This window comes from Chlorobaculum sp. MV4-Y (genome assembly GCF_025244685.1).
GTDB lineage: Bacteria > Bacteroidota > Chlorobiia > Chlorobiales > Chlorobiaceae > Chlorobaculum.
In genome coordinates, this window is the sequence record NZ_CP104202.1 from 1,640,349 (window position 1) to 1,656,300 (window position 15,952).

Here is a 15,952-nt window from a genome sequence, read left to right on the forward strand (position 1 = left end):
TTTAAAGGCTTTAGCCCAATCTCCCTCCCCCCTACTCCACCACCGGGGCGCAGACCCTTCGGCTGGCGTGACCGTTTTGCGGGGTGTCGAACACCTGCACCTCGACGCCGTAGAGGCTTCGGAGCGTCTCCGGGGTAAGCGTCGATTCGGGCGGGCCGTTGTGACTCAGCTTGCCGCCGGAGAGCACCGCCACGCGCGAGGCCGACATGAAGGCGTGGTCGGGGTGGTGCGTCGCCATCAGAATGCCGATGTCGCGCCCGGCCAGCTCCCTGACTTTGCGGAGCACCCGAACCTGATTGCCGTAGTCGAGGTTCGAGGCCGGTTCGTCGAGAATCATGAACCGCGCCTCCTGCGCCAGCGCCCGCGCCAGAATCACCATCTGCCGCTCGCCGCCGCTCAGCTCGTTGAACGCGCGTCCGGCGAGATGAGCGATTTCGAGCAGGTCGAGGCACTCCGCCGCTATCCGGCGATCCCGGCTGCCCGGCGAGGCGAAGAGGCGGAGGTGGGCGCTCCTGCCGAAGAGCACCACATCGCTTACCGAGTAGGCGAACGAGAGCACGTTCAGCCGCCAGCTCACGAGCAGCAGCGGAATCGCGCCAGCGAGCACCATCGCCACCGCCGTGCCGAGTTCGCCCGTGCGAATGTCGGCGAAGCTGCCCATGAGCCAGTAGGTGATGGCGGGCAGCTTGTCGAGCGGGTCGGCGATGTATTTGAGCAGCGAGAGCAGCGCCCCGAAGAGCGAGGAGATGACGATGCCCGAGAGCACGAGCACAAGCACCGAATCGTTGCTGCGCCCGATGGCGCGGCTGATCAGCACGGCGCAGAGCACGGCGGTGATGCCCTCCGCCAGCGACAGCGCCTGCACGGCGGCCACCGGCAGCGAGAAGAGAATCCCGAGCGCCGCGCCGAAGCCGGAGCCGGAGGAGACGCCGAGAATGTCGGGACTCACCATCGGATTGCGGAACAATCCCTGATACGCCGCGCCCGCCAGCGACAACGCCCCGCCCGCCGCGATAGCCGCGACGAGCCTCGGCAGGCGGATGCCAAGCAGCACCACCGGCAGGTTGGCGTCGGCGCTCTGGCCCGTCACGAGCCACGAGAGGATCGCGGGCGGCGAGACGGGATAGCGCCCCACGCCGAGCGACAGCAGGCTCACGCCGCCGAGCGCGACGAGGCAGACGAGCAGCAGCGACACTCCTTTCATGCGCTCCGCCAGCTCAGAATGCGTAGTTCATCGACACGACATACGAGCCGGAGAGCGGCATGAAGTCACAACTCAGCACGGAAAGCCCGGCCTGCACGTACCACTTGCCCTGATTCGAGCCGATGTTGACGCTTCCAAATCCGGCGTCGATCTCGTCGTTGCCCATCGATCCGCCAGCCGTGACGTTGCCTTCGAGCTTTTTTTCCGGCTTGCGGCTGACCATGTTGATCGCCCCGCCAAGCGTGTTCGGGCCGTACAGCACCGAGGTAAAGCCTTTGGAAACGCTGACTTCCGACAGGTTCGCCGTCAGAAAGCGGTTCGGATCGACATAGCCGTCATACGGAACGTAGAGCGGAACGCCGTCGAGGTAGAGCGGAACCTGGCGCATGTCGAAGCCGCGCACGTAGATCATCCCCTCGTTGCGCCCGCCGACGTTGCTGATAGTGACGCCCGGCAGAAGATTGGCGGCTTCGGAGAGATTCTGCTTGTCGAGCCGCTCCATTTCGACGGCGGAAACCGTTTCAGCGGAGTCGGCGCTCTTGCCCGTGACGACGATTCGGCGGCCATCGCCGGCCTGACCGAGGCCAGCAGCAACACCAACAGAACTGCTTTTTTCATTAATCTGGTTGATTTCGTTATAACTTTTACTACATAATGTCGTGCAAAAAAAGAGCCTATTTTGCGCTTTCGCCGACCTTACCGGAAAACGCTTTTGATCCAGCCGGAACGTTCCGCACCCTGACGTAGCGCCCGATGGTGTACACCACCGGCTCCGGCAGGCCGGTCGAGCAACTCGCCGCCTTCAGCTCGCCGAGCGTCGTCCGCGCGAACGCCTCACCGGTTTCATACGGCGAACGATCCACGCGCACGATCGCGGCGCGTTCGGAGGCCAGCGCGAGTACCGGCTCGACCGTTCCGCAGTCGTAAAGGATGACATCGGCCTCGCGGATCGCCGCCGCCCCACGCACCGTCAACAACTCCGGATCGCCCGGCCCCGCGCCAACTATCAGAACTCTGTTTTCTCCATGCTCTACCATCTGCTGAATCACTCTACCGGTTTTGTTATTTCTTGAAAAACATAACGACTGACAAAAAAAAGAAGCGAAGGCCTTTTTCCTGAAAGAATTTGCGACTTCTTCACCATTATTCAAACTAATCCTACCTATTTGTATTATAAATTTATTGAAAGCAGCTGTTTCGTTTCAATAATTAAGGTTTCTTCACTCCGCCTATTGTCGTGAAAGAAAAATTTCAAATATTGAAGCCAGTGCGTTATAGCAAAGTCAACAGATCGATTTGAACCTATGTACCCCTCAGACGCTTCGCGATTATCGGATCCAAAAAAAAGAGTCCGTTTCACCTTCGATGGATGCGCCACGCCACTTTCAATGTTTCAAAACTTCAAACATTATCCCCATCAATCCTTATCAGGAGCAACACCATGAACATCAGCGCGCGTAACATCTTCAAGGGCACTGTTTCTTCGATCGTCAGGGGGGCGGTCAATGCCGAAGTCGCCATCGTGCTCGCCAGCGGAGCTTCGATTGTTTCGATCATCACTATCGGCGCCGTCGAAAGACTCGGGCTGAAAGAGGGCATGGCGGCAAGCGCTATCGTCAAGGCGAGCACGGTCATCCTTGGCACCAATCTGCACGACGCAAAAATGAGCGCCAGGAACATCCTCTGCGGCACCGTCACCCGCGTGATCGACGGGCCGGTCAACTGCGAGGTCGATCTCGAAATCGGCGGCGGCGACGTGCTTTCGGCGGTCATCACCCACGGCAGCGCCGAAAAGCTCGGCTTCACCGAAGGCAGCCACGCCTGCGCCATCTTCAAGGCATCGAGCGTGATCATCGGAGTCGATTGAGCAATCGGACTACGCGCTCCCAAATCTTCTCCTCACTGCCCTATAAGTCCTTTACGACTTGTAGGGCGTATTTTTTATTACCTTGAAAAAAACGCCACCTCAACCAGCTTTCACCACTATGAGCGTTTCAGGAAAAAAGGTGTGCTTCATGACCGGAGCTTCGGGCAAGCTCGGAAGCGAAATCGCGCTCGCTGTCGCCGGACAGGGTTACTCGATCTTTTTTACGTGGCAGCACTCGGAGGAGCGGGCGCAGGAGACACTCGAAAAAATCCGCTGGGTCAGCCCGGAGTCGCAGATGGCGCGGTGCGACGTTTCGAGCGTCGCCGCGATCAAACAGGCCTTCGCAGCCTTCAGCGAGCACTTCGACCGCCTCGACCTGCTCATCACGAGCGCCTCAAACTTTTTCCGCACTCCCCTGCTCGACGTGACCGAACCGGAATGGGACAGCCTCGTCGATACCAATCTCAAAGGTGCATTCTTCACGATGCAGCAGGCATCGCGGATCATGCTTAAACAACCGTTCGTCTCGCGCATCATCACGATGACCGATATTTCAGCAAATCTCGTGTGGCGGAATTACGCGCCCTACACAGTCTCGAAGTCGGGCATCCAGCACCTCACGAGAGTTTTCGCCAAGGAAATGGCTCCGAAAATTCTCGTCAACTCCATCGCGCCGGGCACCATCTCGGCCTACTCCGGGCGCGATGAGGAACCGGAAGCCGACCTCGTCGGCAAAATCCCTCTGGAGCGGCTCGGCGACCCGATGGACATCGTCGCGGCGATCCGCTTTCTGATGGAGACCGAATACATCACCGGTCAGGTGTTCAACGTAGACGGCGGGCGGATGTTGTTCTAAATAATGAACTATGAGCCGGGGATTGAATTTCAAACTCTTTTCCCTCTCCGTCAATTTCAACCGTTACGTCCCGCTGCTCAAGTCGCGCAACCCGGCAACCGGGAACAAGCCAACCGTTGCATCTGTTATTTTTCCTATATTTAAGTAATTGGCTCACTAAAATATTCCATCGATTACTATGGAACACCAGATACCGGTCAACAATATATCCGAGGAGCAGCCCAAAACCGGCCCGGCTGTTCATGATGAAATTCCTGAACCTTTCAGGGAGGTCAGCCAGAAAGTTTCGGCAGCTTTCAACAAATTCAAGGAGAGCGAAACCTGGGAAAAGGTGCTCGACGCGCGCGACAAAGCCAAGGAGTACATCACGGAAAATCCGGTGAACTCGTTCTTTTACGCTCTTGGCGGCGGCATATTGCTCGGTTTTTTTGCTGAAGAGGGAAAAATAGGGAAACCCATTATCGCATGAGCGGGATGAAACAGGAGCCGAGTAAACTCAACCGTAAAGCAGACCTGGATCGACCGAGGAGAGGCATCCCCGGGCTGATCGACAGTACTGTCAATTCGACCATCGAAGACCTGAAGGCCATCATCGATGCAAAGCTCGAACTGTTCAAGATCGAGCTGACCGACAAGGTAGCACTGGTCAGCGCACTGGTGATGCTGCTCGTCGTGCTCCTGATCGGCGTCGCCTACCTGATCACCACCATTGCCCTGCTTTTTGGCGAGCTGTTCGGCCACACCTGGCTCGGCTATCTCCTGGTGAGCCTGCTGTTCCTTGTCACTTTCGCGTTTTTCACCAAAGTCAAGCCGAATGCGCTGAAGAACTTCATCCATAAAATCCTTCTCTCCGCCCATGACGACCGCCAATGACCCGATCAAAAATATCCAGTCGAGAATCGACGAGCTGGAGCAGACTATCAGCGACCGCGGGGAAAAAATCAGAGAGCGAACCCGGCAACTGAAAGAGGATTTGCAGGAGGAGTTGTCGCCGGTGGAGATGCTCAAGCGGCACCCCGTGGAGGCAGCCGGCGTCTCGTTCGTTACCGGCATCGTTGCGGGCCGCGTCATCCGGTCACTCTTCAGCCGTTCGAAACGCCAGGCCACCGCCGTCGAAACCACACAAACCAGACCGCAGACTTTTCAGGCAAATCCCCCCTCCCCGATCGCCGTCGCGGTTGGAGCCATCGGCGCAGAACTGCTGCATACCATCAAAGACCTTGCCGTCACCTGGCTCAAAAGCCAGGTCGAGAGCAAAAAGCGCAAAGCCTCATGAACTGAGGCTTTGCGGCAATGGGACTGATGGGATTCTTGAGACCTGTGAAACAAAAACCCGCCTCCCCCTCTTCAATTCATAATTCATAATTCTCTTCCCCCTACCAGTTCGAGATCATCTGGTTAAAGAGGTCGTCAACGGCCATGCTGTAGGCGCTCTTTATAGCGGCTTGCTGCGCGATGTAATTTCCGACCTTATAATCAGCGAAGCCAACGAAGGTTTGCGAGAAGAGCTTGCTGTTTTTGACCTGGTCGTCGAAGTCGGCTTGCAGCACAATCGTGATCCGGTTGGTCACGGCCCGCTCCGTGGCGCTGCCGAGTTGGCTCGGCTCGTCACTGTAGGAGACGATCGAGCCTTTCAGCACCGCGTTGGCGCGTGAAGGATCGGGCTCGATCGAGAGCGTACTTTGCGATTCGATCTTGTTGATGAGGCTTCGGGTGATGCCCTCCCTGAACTCCGCGATACCGGCATACGTGGTGTCATCGAACAGCGGCACGGCAACCGTGTGCAAATGCGGAGGAAGCATTCCGCCCGAAAAGCTGTAGCATCCCTGCAAAATGAGCGTCACAAGCGCAAACAGCGCGAAAAGGAATCTGGTCGTCTTGCGCATGGCGGTCGTAGTTAATAGGTTTGCCGGTCGATTCTGTTCGTCAGTTTACGAAACGGATAGCTCAGAAGCATCATCTTCTTGCGTTTTCCGTCGAGCGCGGAGAGATAGATCCCCGTCTTGCCGTCGCTCCACGGCGAGGCCATCTTCACCGCGTAGCGTGCCGCACGGTCGGGGCTTTGGGCGAAGATGTCGAGAATGATGTTGAAGGTACTCAGCTGCTTTTGCAGTTCCGGGGTCGGATGCTCCGGATGGTTGATCTCCGTGCGCACCAAACCGGGATGGAGCAGCATAACCGAAAGAGCGGTTTTGCGATACTCCTCGGCCATGGCGAAGGTGAATCGCGCAATGGCCGCTTTGGTCGATCCGTAGGCCGAAATGAACGGAGTGTTCGAGCCTTTGTCGGTGCCCGATCCGGCCATGTTGATGATTTTGCCGCGTCTGCCGGTCGAGAGAAAATAACGGACGGCGGCGCGGCTGCCGTTGTAGGTTCCCTTGAGATTGGTGTCGATCACCCGCGCCCAGGCGTCGGGATCGCTGTCGCTGACGCTGGCAAAGGGATCGGAGATGCCTGCGTTGTTAATGAAGCTGTCGATAGCTCCGAACCGCCGGACGGCGGCCTCGACGAGCGCTTCGACGCTGGCGTACGACGAAACGTCGCAGACGTGGCCATAAACCGAACCATCGGGATAGTCGCGGAGGGCGGCTTCGACATTCTCACGGCGGCTTGAGGTGATGACCACCTTTGCGCCCTCGCGGACGAACTCGCGAGCGATTGCCCTGCCGATGCCTTTGGTCGAGCCGGTGATGACGGCGACCTTGTTCTCAAGCTGCTTCATGACGACACGTTTCAGCTCCCGGCAGCGCCCCGATTCAGTCCTGCTTTTTCAGCGCGCTCTGATCAAGCATGGCCTGAAGTTCGGGATGGGTCTCGGCCCGGGTTTCGATTGAAATACCCTGCTCGATAGCCTCCCACGCCTGCCTGATGCTCTTCGCGCCAGCTTTAGGCCCCATCGGATGACCGAAAACGCCACGCCCGGGCACAAAGCCGAAATCGACGCTGCCAACCTTTTCATAGACGGTCTGAAGCGTCAGCGCCGAATCGCTGCCGCCGGGCACCGGAAGGCACGGCTTGATGCGCCCCATCGGCTTGGTGCACTCGATCACGTTTTCGAGCACCTCCTCTTCGGGGGTCATCATGCGCCCGCCGAAACCAGGCATAATCACCACGTCGAGTCCGGCGAGGCGCTGCAACTTCGTCATCACCTTGGAGTGAATGCCGTATTTTTCCATCCTGCTGAACGAGGCGATAAACGGAAAATGGCCGATGAGCGGCACCTGCGTGTAGTTGCTGAGCATCCGGACGGCGCTCAGTCCCACCGGAAGCGCATTGATGAGCAGGGCGTTGGCGCCGTTGCGCACGGCAACATCGTGCTTCTCCATCAGGCTGTCCACCTCGTCGGTGATGTTGGCCAGGTAAATCTTGGGTTCGCCGGTCTCGGCCTCCGCCTTGCGCCGCGCCTTGCCGAGATGAGCCGCACGCTCTTCGATGCTCGACCAGGTTACATCGGCCAGCATTTCGTCATCCTTGGCAATATCGAGCCCGCCCAGCCAGCTCTGGTAGGCGATCTCCGCAAACTCCTCAGGACTGAGACCGATATTTGGCTTGACGACGCCGAAGAAGATCGGCCGTCCGTGAGCGTTGAGAATGTCGCGCAGCCCTTCGATGCCGAACTTCGGCCCCTCGAAATCGGCGAGATAGGTGTCGGGAAAGTGAATGTCCATCAGCTTCACCACCGGTACGCCCGGCGTGAAGTAGGTGCCCTCACCGCAAACAGCGGTCAGAAGATTGGGAATCTTTGGCCCGAAATTGCAGTGCGGATGGGCAATCGTCACGCGACAGGCATGAATCTTGCCGGTCTCGGAGTGCTTTACCGGATAGCTGAGCTGCTCCAGCTCCTCGATCACATCGTAATCGATCACCTTGGCGGCGTGCACCGGCCTGAAGTCTTCGTCAACGCCTACCCTCTTCCACTGAGCGGTTGACTGTTCACTGCAGAAATGGGCGAGAGCGGTCTCGATATCACCAACGCATTCGAGGTAATAGTCGAGAACAAGGTATTGCTCCATGTCGAGCGATTCCCTGGAAGCAAAAAAACCTTTGACGTCTTCAGCATTCATAATTTGATTCAATAAGCCGCTGCACGGTTATAAAAAGCGGGAGGCAGATACTACCACCTCCCTGTTGACAATCAAGGCGGAACAGTACCGCCGGACAAATTACTTCGCGGCCACGAGCGTATTGAAATACTCGTAGGCTTCGTTCGGAGTGAATCCCTCGTGAACGATCTTGTTGACCGCGAGCATCATCTCCTCGGGATTGTCGCTCTGGAAGATGTTGCGGCCCATATCGACGCCAGCCGCACCCTCCTGGATGGCTTTGTACGACATGGTCAGCGCATCGAGTTCGGGAAGCTTCTTGCCGCCAGCCATCACAATCGGCACCGGGCAGGAGGCGATGACGGTCTCGAAATCTTCCGGCACGTAGTAGGTCTTGACGATCTGTGCACCAAGTTCCGCGCAGATGCGGGTGGCGAGGCGGAAGTACTTTGCGTCACGCACCATGTCCTTACCGACGGCGGTCACAGCCATCGTCGGAATGCCATAGCGCAGGCCCATATCGACCAGCTTGGTCATGTTATGAATCGATCGGGTCTCGTACTCGCCGCCGATGAAGACCTGGAGCGTGATGCAGGCGACGTTCATGCGGATGGCGTCCTCGATGTCAACCGCCAGCTCTTCGTCCGACAGCTCCTTGAGAATGCTCGGGCCGCCGCTGCACCGCATGACAACCGCCTTGGTGAGGCTCGGCGGAACGGTGGTGCGCAGGATGCCGCGGGTCAGCATGATGGCGTCGGCGTGCTTCATGAGCGGCACGATGTTCACGTCGGGACGCTCCAGACCGGTGGTCGGCCCCTGGAAGTAACCGTGGTCGATGGCGAACATCACCGTCTTGCCGGTATCGGGACGGAAAATCCTCGACAGGCGGTTCTTCATGCCCCAGTCGAGCGAGTGAGCGCCTTTCAGAAAAAAGCCGTGCGTATTGACCGGAATGTCGGTGTAATACTCTTTCGCCTGTTTGTCCTTATCGTACTCCGCCATCGTGTGATCTCCTGGTTCGGTTATGGTTTTAAATGAAAAGCTACGCTATTGATTACCGCAGCGCGGCGGCGATGTTGCCACCGTCAACCGTGGTAATCGAGCCAGTCGTCTTGGTTTCGAGCGCCAGATGGACGAACGCATCCGCCACATCCTCCGCCGAAACTTCGAGGCCGAGCAGATTGCCCGCCATGTAATCTTTTTCGGACAAACCGCGTGCCGCCGAGCGGGCCTTGATCATCTCCGGCGTGAGCAGGCCGCTGCGGATGCGGTCGGCATTGACACCGTTGGCGCGGATGCCGTCGCGCCCGTGATCGAGCGCGTACTGGCGGAGCAAAAAGAGCGTCGCGGCTTTCGGCAGGCCGTAGGGGCCGAAGTCCGGGCCGGGATTGACGGCCTGTTTCGAGACGTTGTAGAGCAGCACGCCACCGGTGCCTTGACGGCGCATAACGCGGACGGCGTTCTGCGAAATGGTCTGGTGCGAGAAGAAGTTCAGCTCGAAGCTCCTGCGGAGCAGATCGTCGGAGACATCACCAATTCTGCCCTGCCATGCGACACCGACGTTCGAGACGACGATATCAAGGCCACCGAAGGTGCGGCTGAGCAGATCGAACGCCTCGCGAACCGCGGCAGCATTCGTGACGTCACACGGAATCGTGAGCGTGCCGGGGCCGAGTTCATCCGCTGCCTTTTCGAGCGCCGCCGAATCGAGATCCATGATGACGATCTCCGCGCCTTTCGCCTTGAACGCCTTCGCCGTAGCCAGGCCGATGGCTCCAGCGCCACCGGTGACAAGCGCCACCTTTCCGGCGAATTCACCTCCGTTATGGCTCTTGCGTACCTTGGCCTGCTCCATGTCCCAGTACTCTATCTCAAATGCGTCCTTCTCGGAGATCGACTCAAAACAGCCGATCGATTCAGCGTCGAGCATCGCCACCGCCGAGTGCTCGGCGATATCGGCCGTGAGCTTCGCGTCGGCGACCGAACGTCCAAGGCCAAAGAGGCCAAGGCCTGGCACGAGCACGACGCGCGGCATCGGATCGATCATCGAAACACTCATCCCTGTGGCTGCCTGCTGACACTCGAAATAAGCGCGATACTCCTCCGTGAAGCGCTCAACGCGCGCCCTGAGTTCCTTGCCGAACCCTTCGAGATCGGCGGCATCCGGCGCTGGAGCCACGAGCGGGTGATTCTTGGTGCGAATGATGAAGTCCGGCGTCATCGCCCCTTTTTTGCTGAACGCTTCGAGGTCGGCGATTTTGAGATAGTCGAGCAGCGCGGGCGAGGTTCTGAATTCAAGCACAAAGCTCTGGTAATCCTTCTCGCCGGGGGTCTTCTCGAACGAACACGCGCCACGCACGATGGGGGCAACCTCTTCGACGCTGGCGATCTGCGCGGGCATTTCGAAGACAGCGAACGACTTGCGTTCGGCGGAAGCGATGCGCTCCTCGATTCGGTTGACGCCGTCGATCATGCGGTCATACGCCTCTTTGGCCGAATCACCAAAGGTCACCAGACCATGTTTGTGCAGCACAAGCCCCTCGATAGAGGGATTCGCCTCGTAAGCGTCGTGAGCGAGATTGGCCAGGCCGAGACCCGGCTGGATGTAGGGAACCTGTCCGTAATCATCGCCAAGCGCCTCGCGGCAAAGACGCTCACCCTCGGTCTGGTTGCTCAGTGTGAGCAGCGCCAGCGAGTGGGTGTGCATGATGTAACGGTGAGGCAGGAAGGCGTGAAGCAGGGTTTCGATCGAAGGACTGAGCGAACGGCTGACCATGCGGTCGGTCAGGGTGAAGAGGTTCAAAAAAAGGAAATTCTTGAACTCCCTGGTCGAGAAACGGCGGATATCCTCTTCGCTGTGCCGCTGCCCAGACTCGTACATCTTCTGGAGCTTGCGGAGCGGATCGATGCGCACCGGCGTGAAATCCCCGGCATCAACCGACGCCAGATTGACGCCGCTGGCCTTGATGAAGATGACGTTGACATGGTTGCCGATGAAATCGGTCAGTTCGCACTTCACGGAGGTGTTGCCGCCGCCGTGCATGACCAGCCGATCATCCTTGCCGAGCAGCCTCGACGCATAGACCAGCTCCACCAGTTCCGCGGGAGTATCGGCGGCGTCGATACGGCCTGCCGCCGTCATGTTCAGATCGGACTCGTTCCAGAGATTCTTCATAAGGATTGAACTATTCCTGTAATCACGGTTAAAGTTGCGATGCGCTGCTCAGGAGTGCTGACCCTGTATTTTTTTCGCATGACGCTTCTGGATCAGAAAACCTGACAAATAGATCAGGATAAAGCCCGGAATGACCAGACCGAGAAAAAGAGTATGATCTTCCGCTGTTTTGAGCTGTCCAGATGACCAGATCATCCAGACAAGCACGAACCAGACCGGCCCGACAGCGAGAAACATCGCATTCCAGAGCGTCTTGAAACTGTAATTCATAATCGGCGCAAGCTATGCTGACAAGCGGCAAAACAGGACGGAGATCAGATCGCCCCCTGCCCCTTCAGCTTTCGTTCGTTGTTTTTTTCGAGAATGATCCTCACCAGATACTGCAAGGCGTTGAGCACATAGGTCAGGTATGCGATGTACGCCTCGATGACCAGCACATGCTCCGGATACCCCATCCACGCCATCACGAAATAGAGCAGGTGGAAAAAGGCCGCTACGGTGCTGCCCACATCCTCCCAGAGAAACTCTTTGGAATAAATCCAGTGGTCGAAAATCTCCTTTTCGAAAAACATGCCCGTGATAAAGAGAATGGCGAAAAAGAGGGTCTTGAACAGAATGGCTACGCTGATCCAGTAAAAATCAATGCTGGCCAGATTGAAATAGTAAAGGGTATTGAGCGTTATGCCACCAAGAAAGATGAAAAACTGAAGCGGAGCGAGAATGATCTGGATGTCGGTCCAGACCGATGCATTGCGTTTGGCGAGCTGTTCAGGTGTATAGCGAGGCATGAACTCTTTCTTGTGCTTGCAACTGAAAATTGGATGATGGTCACAGCCTGCCCGGCTGTATGAAGCAGGGAATATAGTAAAATCCGCATACCCTGAAAAACCTCTGAAAAGCGAAAATGCGCTATAACAGCCATCTTTATACGGCATTGACGAAATTGTCATAACCGGAATATTTTGCTAAATCCGGCAGGTTTTGTAGGTTTAACCAGACAGGTTGAACGCCCGCTTACATACTCACTCTCAATCGGGCACCCTGCAATACAGAGTCATGGTTTTTCGATCAATCCGGTTTTTTTCACCTGATGCAATTTCCTGACCCAGCAGCTACCCGCCCCCTGAAAATCCTGCTCGTATCCCCGCAGGGCAAAATGGATGACGACAGCAACCAGAAGCCCCTTTTCCACATGGCGCTCGGTGTGCTCACCAGCCTGACGCCACCCCAGCACCAGATCGAACTCGTGGACGAACACTTCCACGACAAGGTCAACTACGATGGCGACTATGACATGGTCGGCATCACCTCCCGAACCATCGAAGCGACCCGCGCCTACGAGATCGCCGACGAGTTCCGCAAGCGCGGCAAGACCGTGGTGCTCGGCGGCTTGCATATTTCGTTCAACCCCGAAGAGGCCGCGGCTCACGCGGACTGTATCGTGGTTGGCGAAGCCGACAATCTCTGGACGACCCTGCTCGACGATGTAGCCAACAAGCGGCTCAAGCCCCGCTATGACTCCAAGGATTTCCCGCCGGTCAAGACAATCACGCCACTCGATTACGCCAGAATCGCCAAAGCATCGAAACGCACCAAGGTTGACGGCACCAAGTCAATTCCGATTTACGTCACCCGTGGCTGCCCGTTCAACTGCTCTTTCTGCGTCACACCGAACTTCACCGGTAAGCAGTACCGTGTGCAGAATCCCGAATCGCTGAAGCATCAGATCGAGGAGGCAAAAAAATACTTCTTCAAGGCAAACGGCAAGAACTCGAAGCCCTGGTTCATGCTGACCGACGAGAATCTTGGCATCAACAAGAACAAGCTCTGGGAGTCGCTTGACCTGCTCAAGGAGTGCGACATCACCTTCAGCGTCTTCCTCAGCATCAACTTCCTCGAAGACCCGACCACGGTTAAAAAGCTCGTGGACGCGGGCTGTAACTTCGTGCTGGCCGGTCTCGAATCGATCAAGCAGAGCACACTCGAAGCCTACAACAAAGGCCACGTCAACTCGGCTGAAAAGTACTCGAAGATCATTGAGGACTGCCGCAAAGCCGGCCTGAACATCCAGGGAAACTTCCTCTTCAACCCGGCTATCGACACCTTCGAGGACATCGACGAGCTGGTAGAGTTCGTCAAGAAGAACCACATCTTCATGCCCATCTTCCAGATCATCACCCCCTATCCGGGTACGCAGATGTACCACGAATACAAAGAGAGCGGGCTGATCACCATCGAGGACTGGGAGAAGTACAACGCCCTGCACCTGGTCATCAAGTCAGACCGCTACGAGCCGCTGCTCTTCCAGTACAAGGTTCTCAAAAGCTACGTCAATGTCTATACATGGAAGGAAATTCTGCTCAGAACCCTCTACAATCCGAGGAAACTGATCAACCTGGTCACCAGCATCGCCTTCAAAACGCACCTGACCGCCCAGTTGAAGGCCTTCGAGCGTGACCACAAGATGAACCCTGCCATGCTTTCGGGCGTGAAACCGGTCATGAATGGATGAGGGAAAAAAGGGTTCAGCGCTCGACCATGCCTTCCGGCTCCTGGCTGGAAGGGCCCACGGCAGGGCTGAAATCGAAGCCAAACTGAAAAAGAAAGGATTCGATACCGAATCGATTGCCAAAGCGATTGCAAGACTCGACGAGCTTGGCCTGACCGACGACCGTGCCTTCGCGCAAAACTGCATGGCAAGCATGGCCCGCTGCAAGCCTGAAGGCCGCCTCAAGACCCGCGCCCGCCTCCGGCAGAAAGGACTCCCCGACAACATCATCGACGAAGCGGTTACCGGCTTCGACCAGACTGAACTGTGCCGCGCCGCCGCCGAGAAAAAGGCACGAACCCTCTGCTGCCCTCCAGACCAGAAAAAGAAAAAGCTCATTACCTTCCTCAAAAACCGTGGCTTCGACTGGGAAACCATTCGTGAAACCGTGGAGCTGGTGATGAGTGAGGAACCGGACGAATCAGACCAGGCTGTCTGATCTCCCCTAAAAGCAAAAGGGCGAACCGTCCCGCTCGCCCTTTTGCAATTCATAATTCATCATCCATCATTCATCGCCCACGTGCACCAGCGTGCCGATCAGTTCCCCCTTGAGCAGGCGGGTGAAGTTGCCTTTGGTGTTCATGTTCATCACCACGATGGGCAGAGTGTTTTCGCGGCAGAGCGTGATGGCGGTCATATCCATTACTCTGAGGTTTTTTCGGATCACGTCAACGTAGGAGATATTGGGAAAGAACTCTGCGTCGGGATTCTTTTCGGGATCCGAATCATACACCCCCTCAACCCTGGTGCCCTTGACGATGACGTCGGCCTCGATCTCGATGGCGCGAAGCGATGCGGCAGTATCGGTGGTGAAGTAGGGGTTGCCGGTACCTGCGCCGAAGATCACGACACGCCCTTTTTCGAGGTGACGCACCGCACGGCGGCGGATAAAGGGCTCGGCAATCTGCTCCATCTTGATGGCGGTCACAAGGCGGGTGTAAATGCCTTTGCGTTCGAGCGCATCCTGAAGTGCCAGCGAGTTGATAACCGTAGCGAGCATTCCCATGTAATCGGCCTGCACGCGGTCCATCGACGCCGCGGCCGTGGAAAGCCCCCGGAAAATATTGCCACCGCCAATCACCAGCGCAATCTCGGCACCAAGATCAGTGGCCTCCCTGATTTCGTCGGCAAAGCTTTCCAGAACACCGGCATCGATGCCATATCCGCTCTCTCCGGCAAGTGATTCGCCACTGATCTTGAGCAGGATTCTCCGGTATTTTAGCATGGCTGGTTCTCCTTGTTTCTATTTGACTTGTGCGACGGAAATGATGAATATCTCTTTTCAAATAAGCCAAAAAAAAGCCTCGCATCAACGAGGCTTTTTTTTGTTTCAGGCTCCTAACTGATACCTGACAAATGCTTTGACCTTGACTTGCGCCTGGTTCTTCTTCATGAAGTCGTCGAGCACACCCGAGACACGGGCATTCTGATCCTTGATGAAGGTCTGCTCGGTCAGCACCACCTCCTGATAGTATTTGTTGAGGCGGCCCATGACGATCTTGTCAACGAACTCCTCTTTTTTGCCCTCGGCAAGCGCCTGCTGACGATAAATCTCTTTCTCTTTCTCGATCAGCTCGGAGGGCACAGCATCACGGCCAACAACGATAGGCGAAGAAGCTGCCACCTGCATGGCAAGGTCTTTGGCGAGCGCCTTGGTCTCTGCCGGCTTGTCAGTATCGACGGCAATCAGTGCACCAAGCTGCGAACCGGGGTGGATGTAGCTTTCAAGCACGCCTGCTTCGGCGGTGAGGCGAGCCATGCGTTTGAGTTCGAGTTTCTCGCCAACCTTGCCGGTCATCGACTTGAGGGCCTCTTCAACGGTTTCGTTCCCGTAAGCCTCGCCAAGTTTGATACCAAGCAAATCTTCTCTCGACTCGCAGTTGTTGGACAAGGCAAGAGTGGCAAGCTCGTTGGCAAAGCCGGTGAACACTTCACCGCGAGCCACGAAATCGGTCTCGCAGTTGAGTTCAAGAATCACACCGGTTTTCTGGTCGTCGCTCATCAGAATGCAGACAGCGCCTTCGGAAGCTTCGCGATCAGCGCGCTTGGCGGCCATCGCAGCACCTTTTTTGCGGAGATATTCGATGGCTTTCTGCATGTCCCCTCCGGTTTCTTCGAGGGCTTTCTTGCACTCCATCATGCCGACGCCGGTGGTATCCCTGAGTTCCTTGACGTCTTTGGCAGAAATCTGGCTCATAATAAACTATGGGTATGTATCGTGATTGGTTGCGGAAAACGAGACTGGAGCGCGGGGTTCCA

At 56.8% G+C, this 15,952-nt stretch carries 19 protein-coding genes; 7 read left to right on the forward strand and 12 right to left on the reverse strand.

Annotation, left to right across the window (positions count from 1 at the left end; genetic code table 11):
- Positions 1-31 precede the first annotated feature (31 nt).
- From NY406_RS08075 to NY406_RS08085, 3 genes are all read right to left on the reverse strand, one after another.
- On the reverse strand, positions 32-1,204 hold the full coding sequence (locus NY406_RS08075) for an iron chelate uptake ABC transporter family permease subunit (RefSeq protein ID WP_260533585.1): 1,173 nt from the start codon (positions 1,202-1,204) through the stop codon (positions 32-34).
- A 13-nt stretch (positions 1,205-1,217) separates the two neighbouring features.
- Entirely contained in the window at positions 1,218-1,706 is a 489-nt protein-coding gene (locus NY406_RS08080) for a TonB-dependent receptor plug domain-containing protein (protein WP_260533586.1), read from the reverse strand.
- Between the two features lie 172 nt (positions 1,707-1,878).
- Positions 1,879-2,253: an SAM-dependent methyltransferase gene (locus NY406_RS08085; protein ID WP_260533587.1), complete on the reverse strand. Its 375-nt coding sequence runs from the start codon at positions 2,251-2,253 to the stop codon at positions 1,879-1,881.
- A 392-nt stretch (positions 2,254-2,645) separates the two neighbouring features.
- Between NY406_RS08085 and NY406_RS08090 the strand changes: the two genes are divergently transcribed.
- The 5 genes from NY406_RS08090 (at position 2,646) to NY406_RS08110 (ending at position 5,203) form a co-directional block, all read left to right on the forward strand.
- Positions 2,646-3,071, forward strand: coding sequence for a molybdopterin-binding protein (locus NY406_RS08090; RefSeq protein WP_260533588.1), 426 nt, complete (start codon positions 2,646-2,648; stop codon positions 3,069-3,071).
- Positions 3,072-3,189: 118 nt separating this feature from the next.
- Positions 3,190-3,927 carry an SDR family NAD(P)-dependent oxidoreductase gene (locus NY406_RS08095; protein ID WP_260533589.1) on the forward strand — a complete coding sequence of 246 codons (738 nt, stop codon included), beginning with the start codon at positions 3,190-3,192 and terminating at the stop codon, positions 3,925-3,927.
- A 178-nt stretch (positions 3,928-4,105) separates the two neighbouring features.
- A complete protein-coding gene (locus NY406_RS08100; RefSeq protein WP_260533590.1) occupies positions 4,106-4,396 on the forward strand; it encodes a hypothetical protein in 291 nt (96 codons plus the stop codon).
- Entirely contained in the window at positions 4,393-4,800 is a 408-nt protein-coding gene (locus NY406_RS08105; RefSeq protein WP_411267078.1) for a phage holin family protein, read from the forward strand. The genes NY406_RS08100 and NY406_RS08105 overlap by 4 nt, the downstream gene beginning before the upstream one ends.
- Positions 4,784-5,203: a hypothetical protein gene (locus NY406_RS08110; RefSeq protein WP_260533591.1), complete on the forward strand. Its 420-nt coding sequence runs from the start codon at positions 4,784-4,786 to the stop codon at positions 5,201-5,203. Before NY406_RS08105 ends, NY406_RS08110 begins: the two co-directional genes overlap by 17 nt.
- Before the next feature lie 100 nt (positions 5,204-5,303).
- Here the strand turns inward: NY406_RS08110 and lptE are convergent, their stop codons facing one another.
- The 7 genes from lptE to bchF all read right to left on the reverse strand — a co-directional run bounded on the left by lptE (position 5,304) and on the right by bchF (position 11,933).
- On the reverse strand, positions 5,304-5,813 hold the full coding sequence (gene lptE / locus NY406_RS08115) for an LPS assembly lipoprotein LptE (RefSeq protein WP_260533592.1): 510 nt from the start codon (positions 5,811-5,813) through the stop codon (positions 5,304-5,306).
- 11 nt (positions 5,814-5,824) lie between these two features.
- Positions 5,825-6,649, reverse strand: a complete 825-nt coding sequence (locus tag NY406_RS08120; RefSeq protein ID WP_260533593.1) for an SDR family NAD(P)-dependent oxidoreductase — start codon at positions 6,647-6,649, stop codon at positions 5,825-5,827.
- A 34-nt stretch (positions 6,650-6,683) separates the two neighbouring features.
- On the reverse strand, positions 6,684-7,991 hold the full coding sequence (locus tag NY406_RS08125; protein ID WP_260533594.1) for a RuBisCO large subunit C-terminal-like domain-containing protein: 1,308 nt from the start codon (positions 7,989-7,991) through the stop codon (positions 6,684-6,686).
- Positions 7,992-8,090: 99 nt separating this feature from the next.
- Positions 8,091-8,972: a 3-hydroxy-5-phosphonooxypentane-2,4-dione thiolase gene (lsrF, locus tag NY406_RS08130; RefSeq protein ID WP_260533595.1), complete on the reverse strand. Its 882-nt coding sequence runs from the start codon at positions 8,970-8,972 to the stop codon at positions 8,091-8,093.
- 52 nt (positions 8,973-9,024) lie between these two features.
- A complete protein-coding gene (locus tag NY406_RS08135; RefSeq protein ID WP_260533596.1) occupies positions 9,025-11,145 on the reverse strand; it encodes a bifunctional aldolase/short-chain dehydrogenase in 2,121 nt (706 codons plus the stop codon).
- Between the two features lie 48 nt (positions 11,146-11,193).
- Positions 11,194-11,415 carry a hypothetical protein gene (locus tag NY406_RS08140; RefSeq protein WP_260533597.1) on the reverse strand — a complete coding sequence of 74 codons (222 nt, stop codon included), beginning with the start codon at positions 11,413-11,415 and terminating at the stop codon, positions 11,194-11,196.
- A 44-nt stretch (positions 11,416-11,459) separates the two neighbouring features.
- Positions 11,460-11,933 (reverse strand): 2-vinyl bacteriochlorophyllide hydratase, encoded by a 474-nt coding sequence (gene bchF, locus NY406_RS08145; RefSeq protein WP_260533598.1) that lies wholly within the window; start codon positions 11,931-11,933, stop codon positions 11,460-11,462.
- A gap of 302 nt (positions 11,934-12,235) precedes the next feature.
- Here bchF and NY406_RS08150 point away from each other — a divergent pair, with 302 nt between their 5' ends.
- Both NY406_RS08150 and recX read left to right on the forward strand, forming a co-directional pair.
- Complete coding sequence (locus NY406_RS08150) at positions 12,236-13,657, forward strand: B12-binding domain-containing radical SAM protein (RefSeq protein WP_260533599.1); 1,422 nt, start codon at positions 12,236-12,238, stop codon at positions 13,655-13,657.
- Positions 13,650-14,132 (forward strand): recombination regulator RecX, encoded by a 483-nt coding sequence (gene recX, locus NY406_RS08155; RefSeq protein WP_260533600.1) that lies wholly within the window; start codon positions 13,650-13,652, stop codon positions 14,130-14,132. The genes NY406_RS08150 and recX overlap by 8 nt, the downstream gene beginning before the upstream one ends.
- A 66-nt stretch (positions 14,133-14,198) precedes the next feature.
- Here recX and pyrH read toward each other — a convergent pair whose 3' ends face one another.
- Together pyrH and tsf are read right to left on the reverse strand one after the other, a co-directional pair.
- Positions 14,199-14,918, reverse strand: coding sequence for a UMP kinase (gene pyrH / locus NY406_RS08160; protein WP_260533601.1), 720 nt, complete (start codon positions 14,916-14,918; stop codon positions 14,199-14,201).
- Positions 14,919-15,023: 105 nt separating this feature from the next.
- The gene (gene tsf / locus NY406_RS08165; protein ID WP_260533602.1) at positions 15,024-15,890 is read right to left on the reverse strand and encodes a translation elongation factor Ts; all 867 of its coding nucleotides are present in this window, start codon (positions 15,888-15,890) and stop codon (positions 15,024-15,026) included.
- Positions 15,891-15,952: the final 62 nt, after the last annotated feature.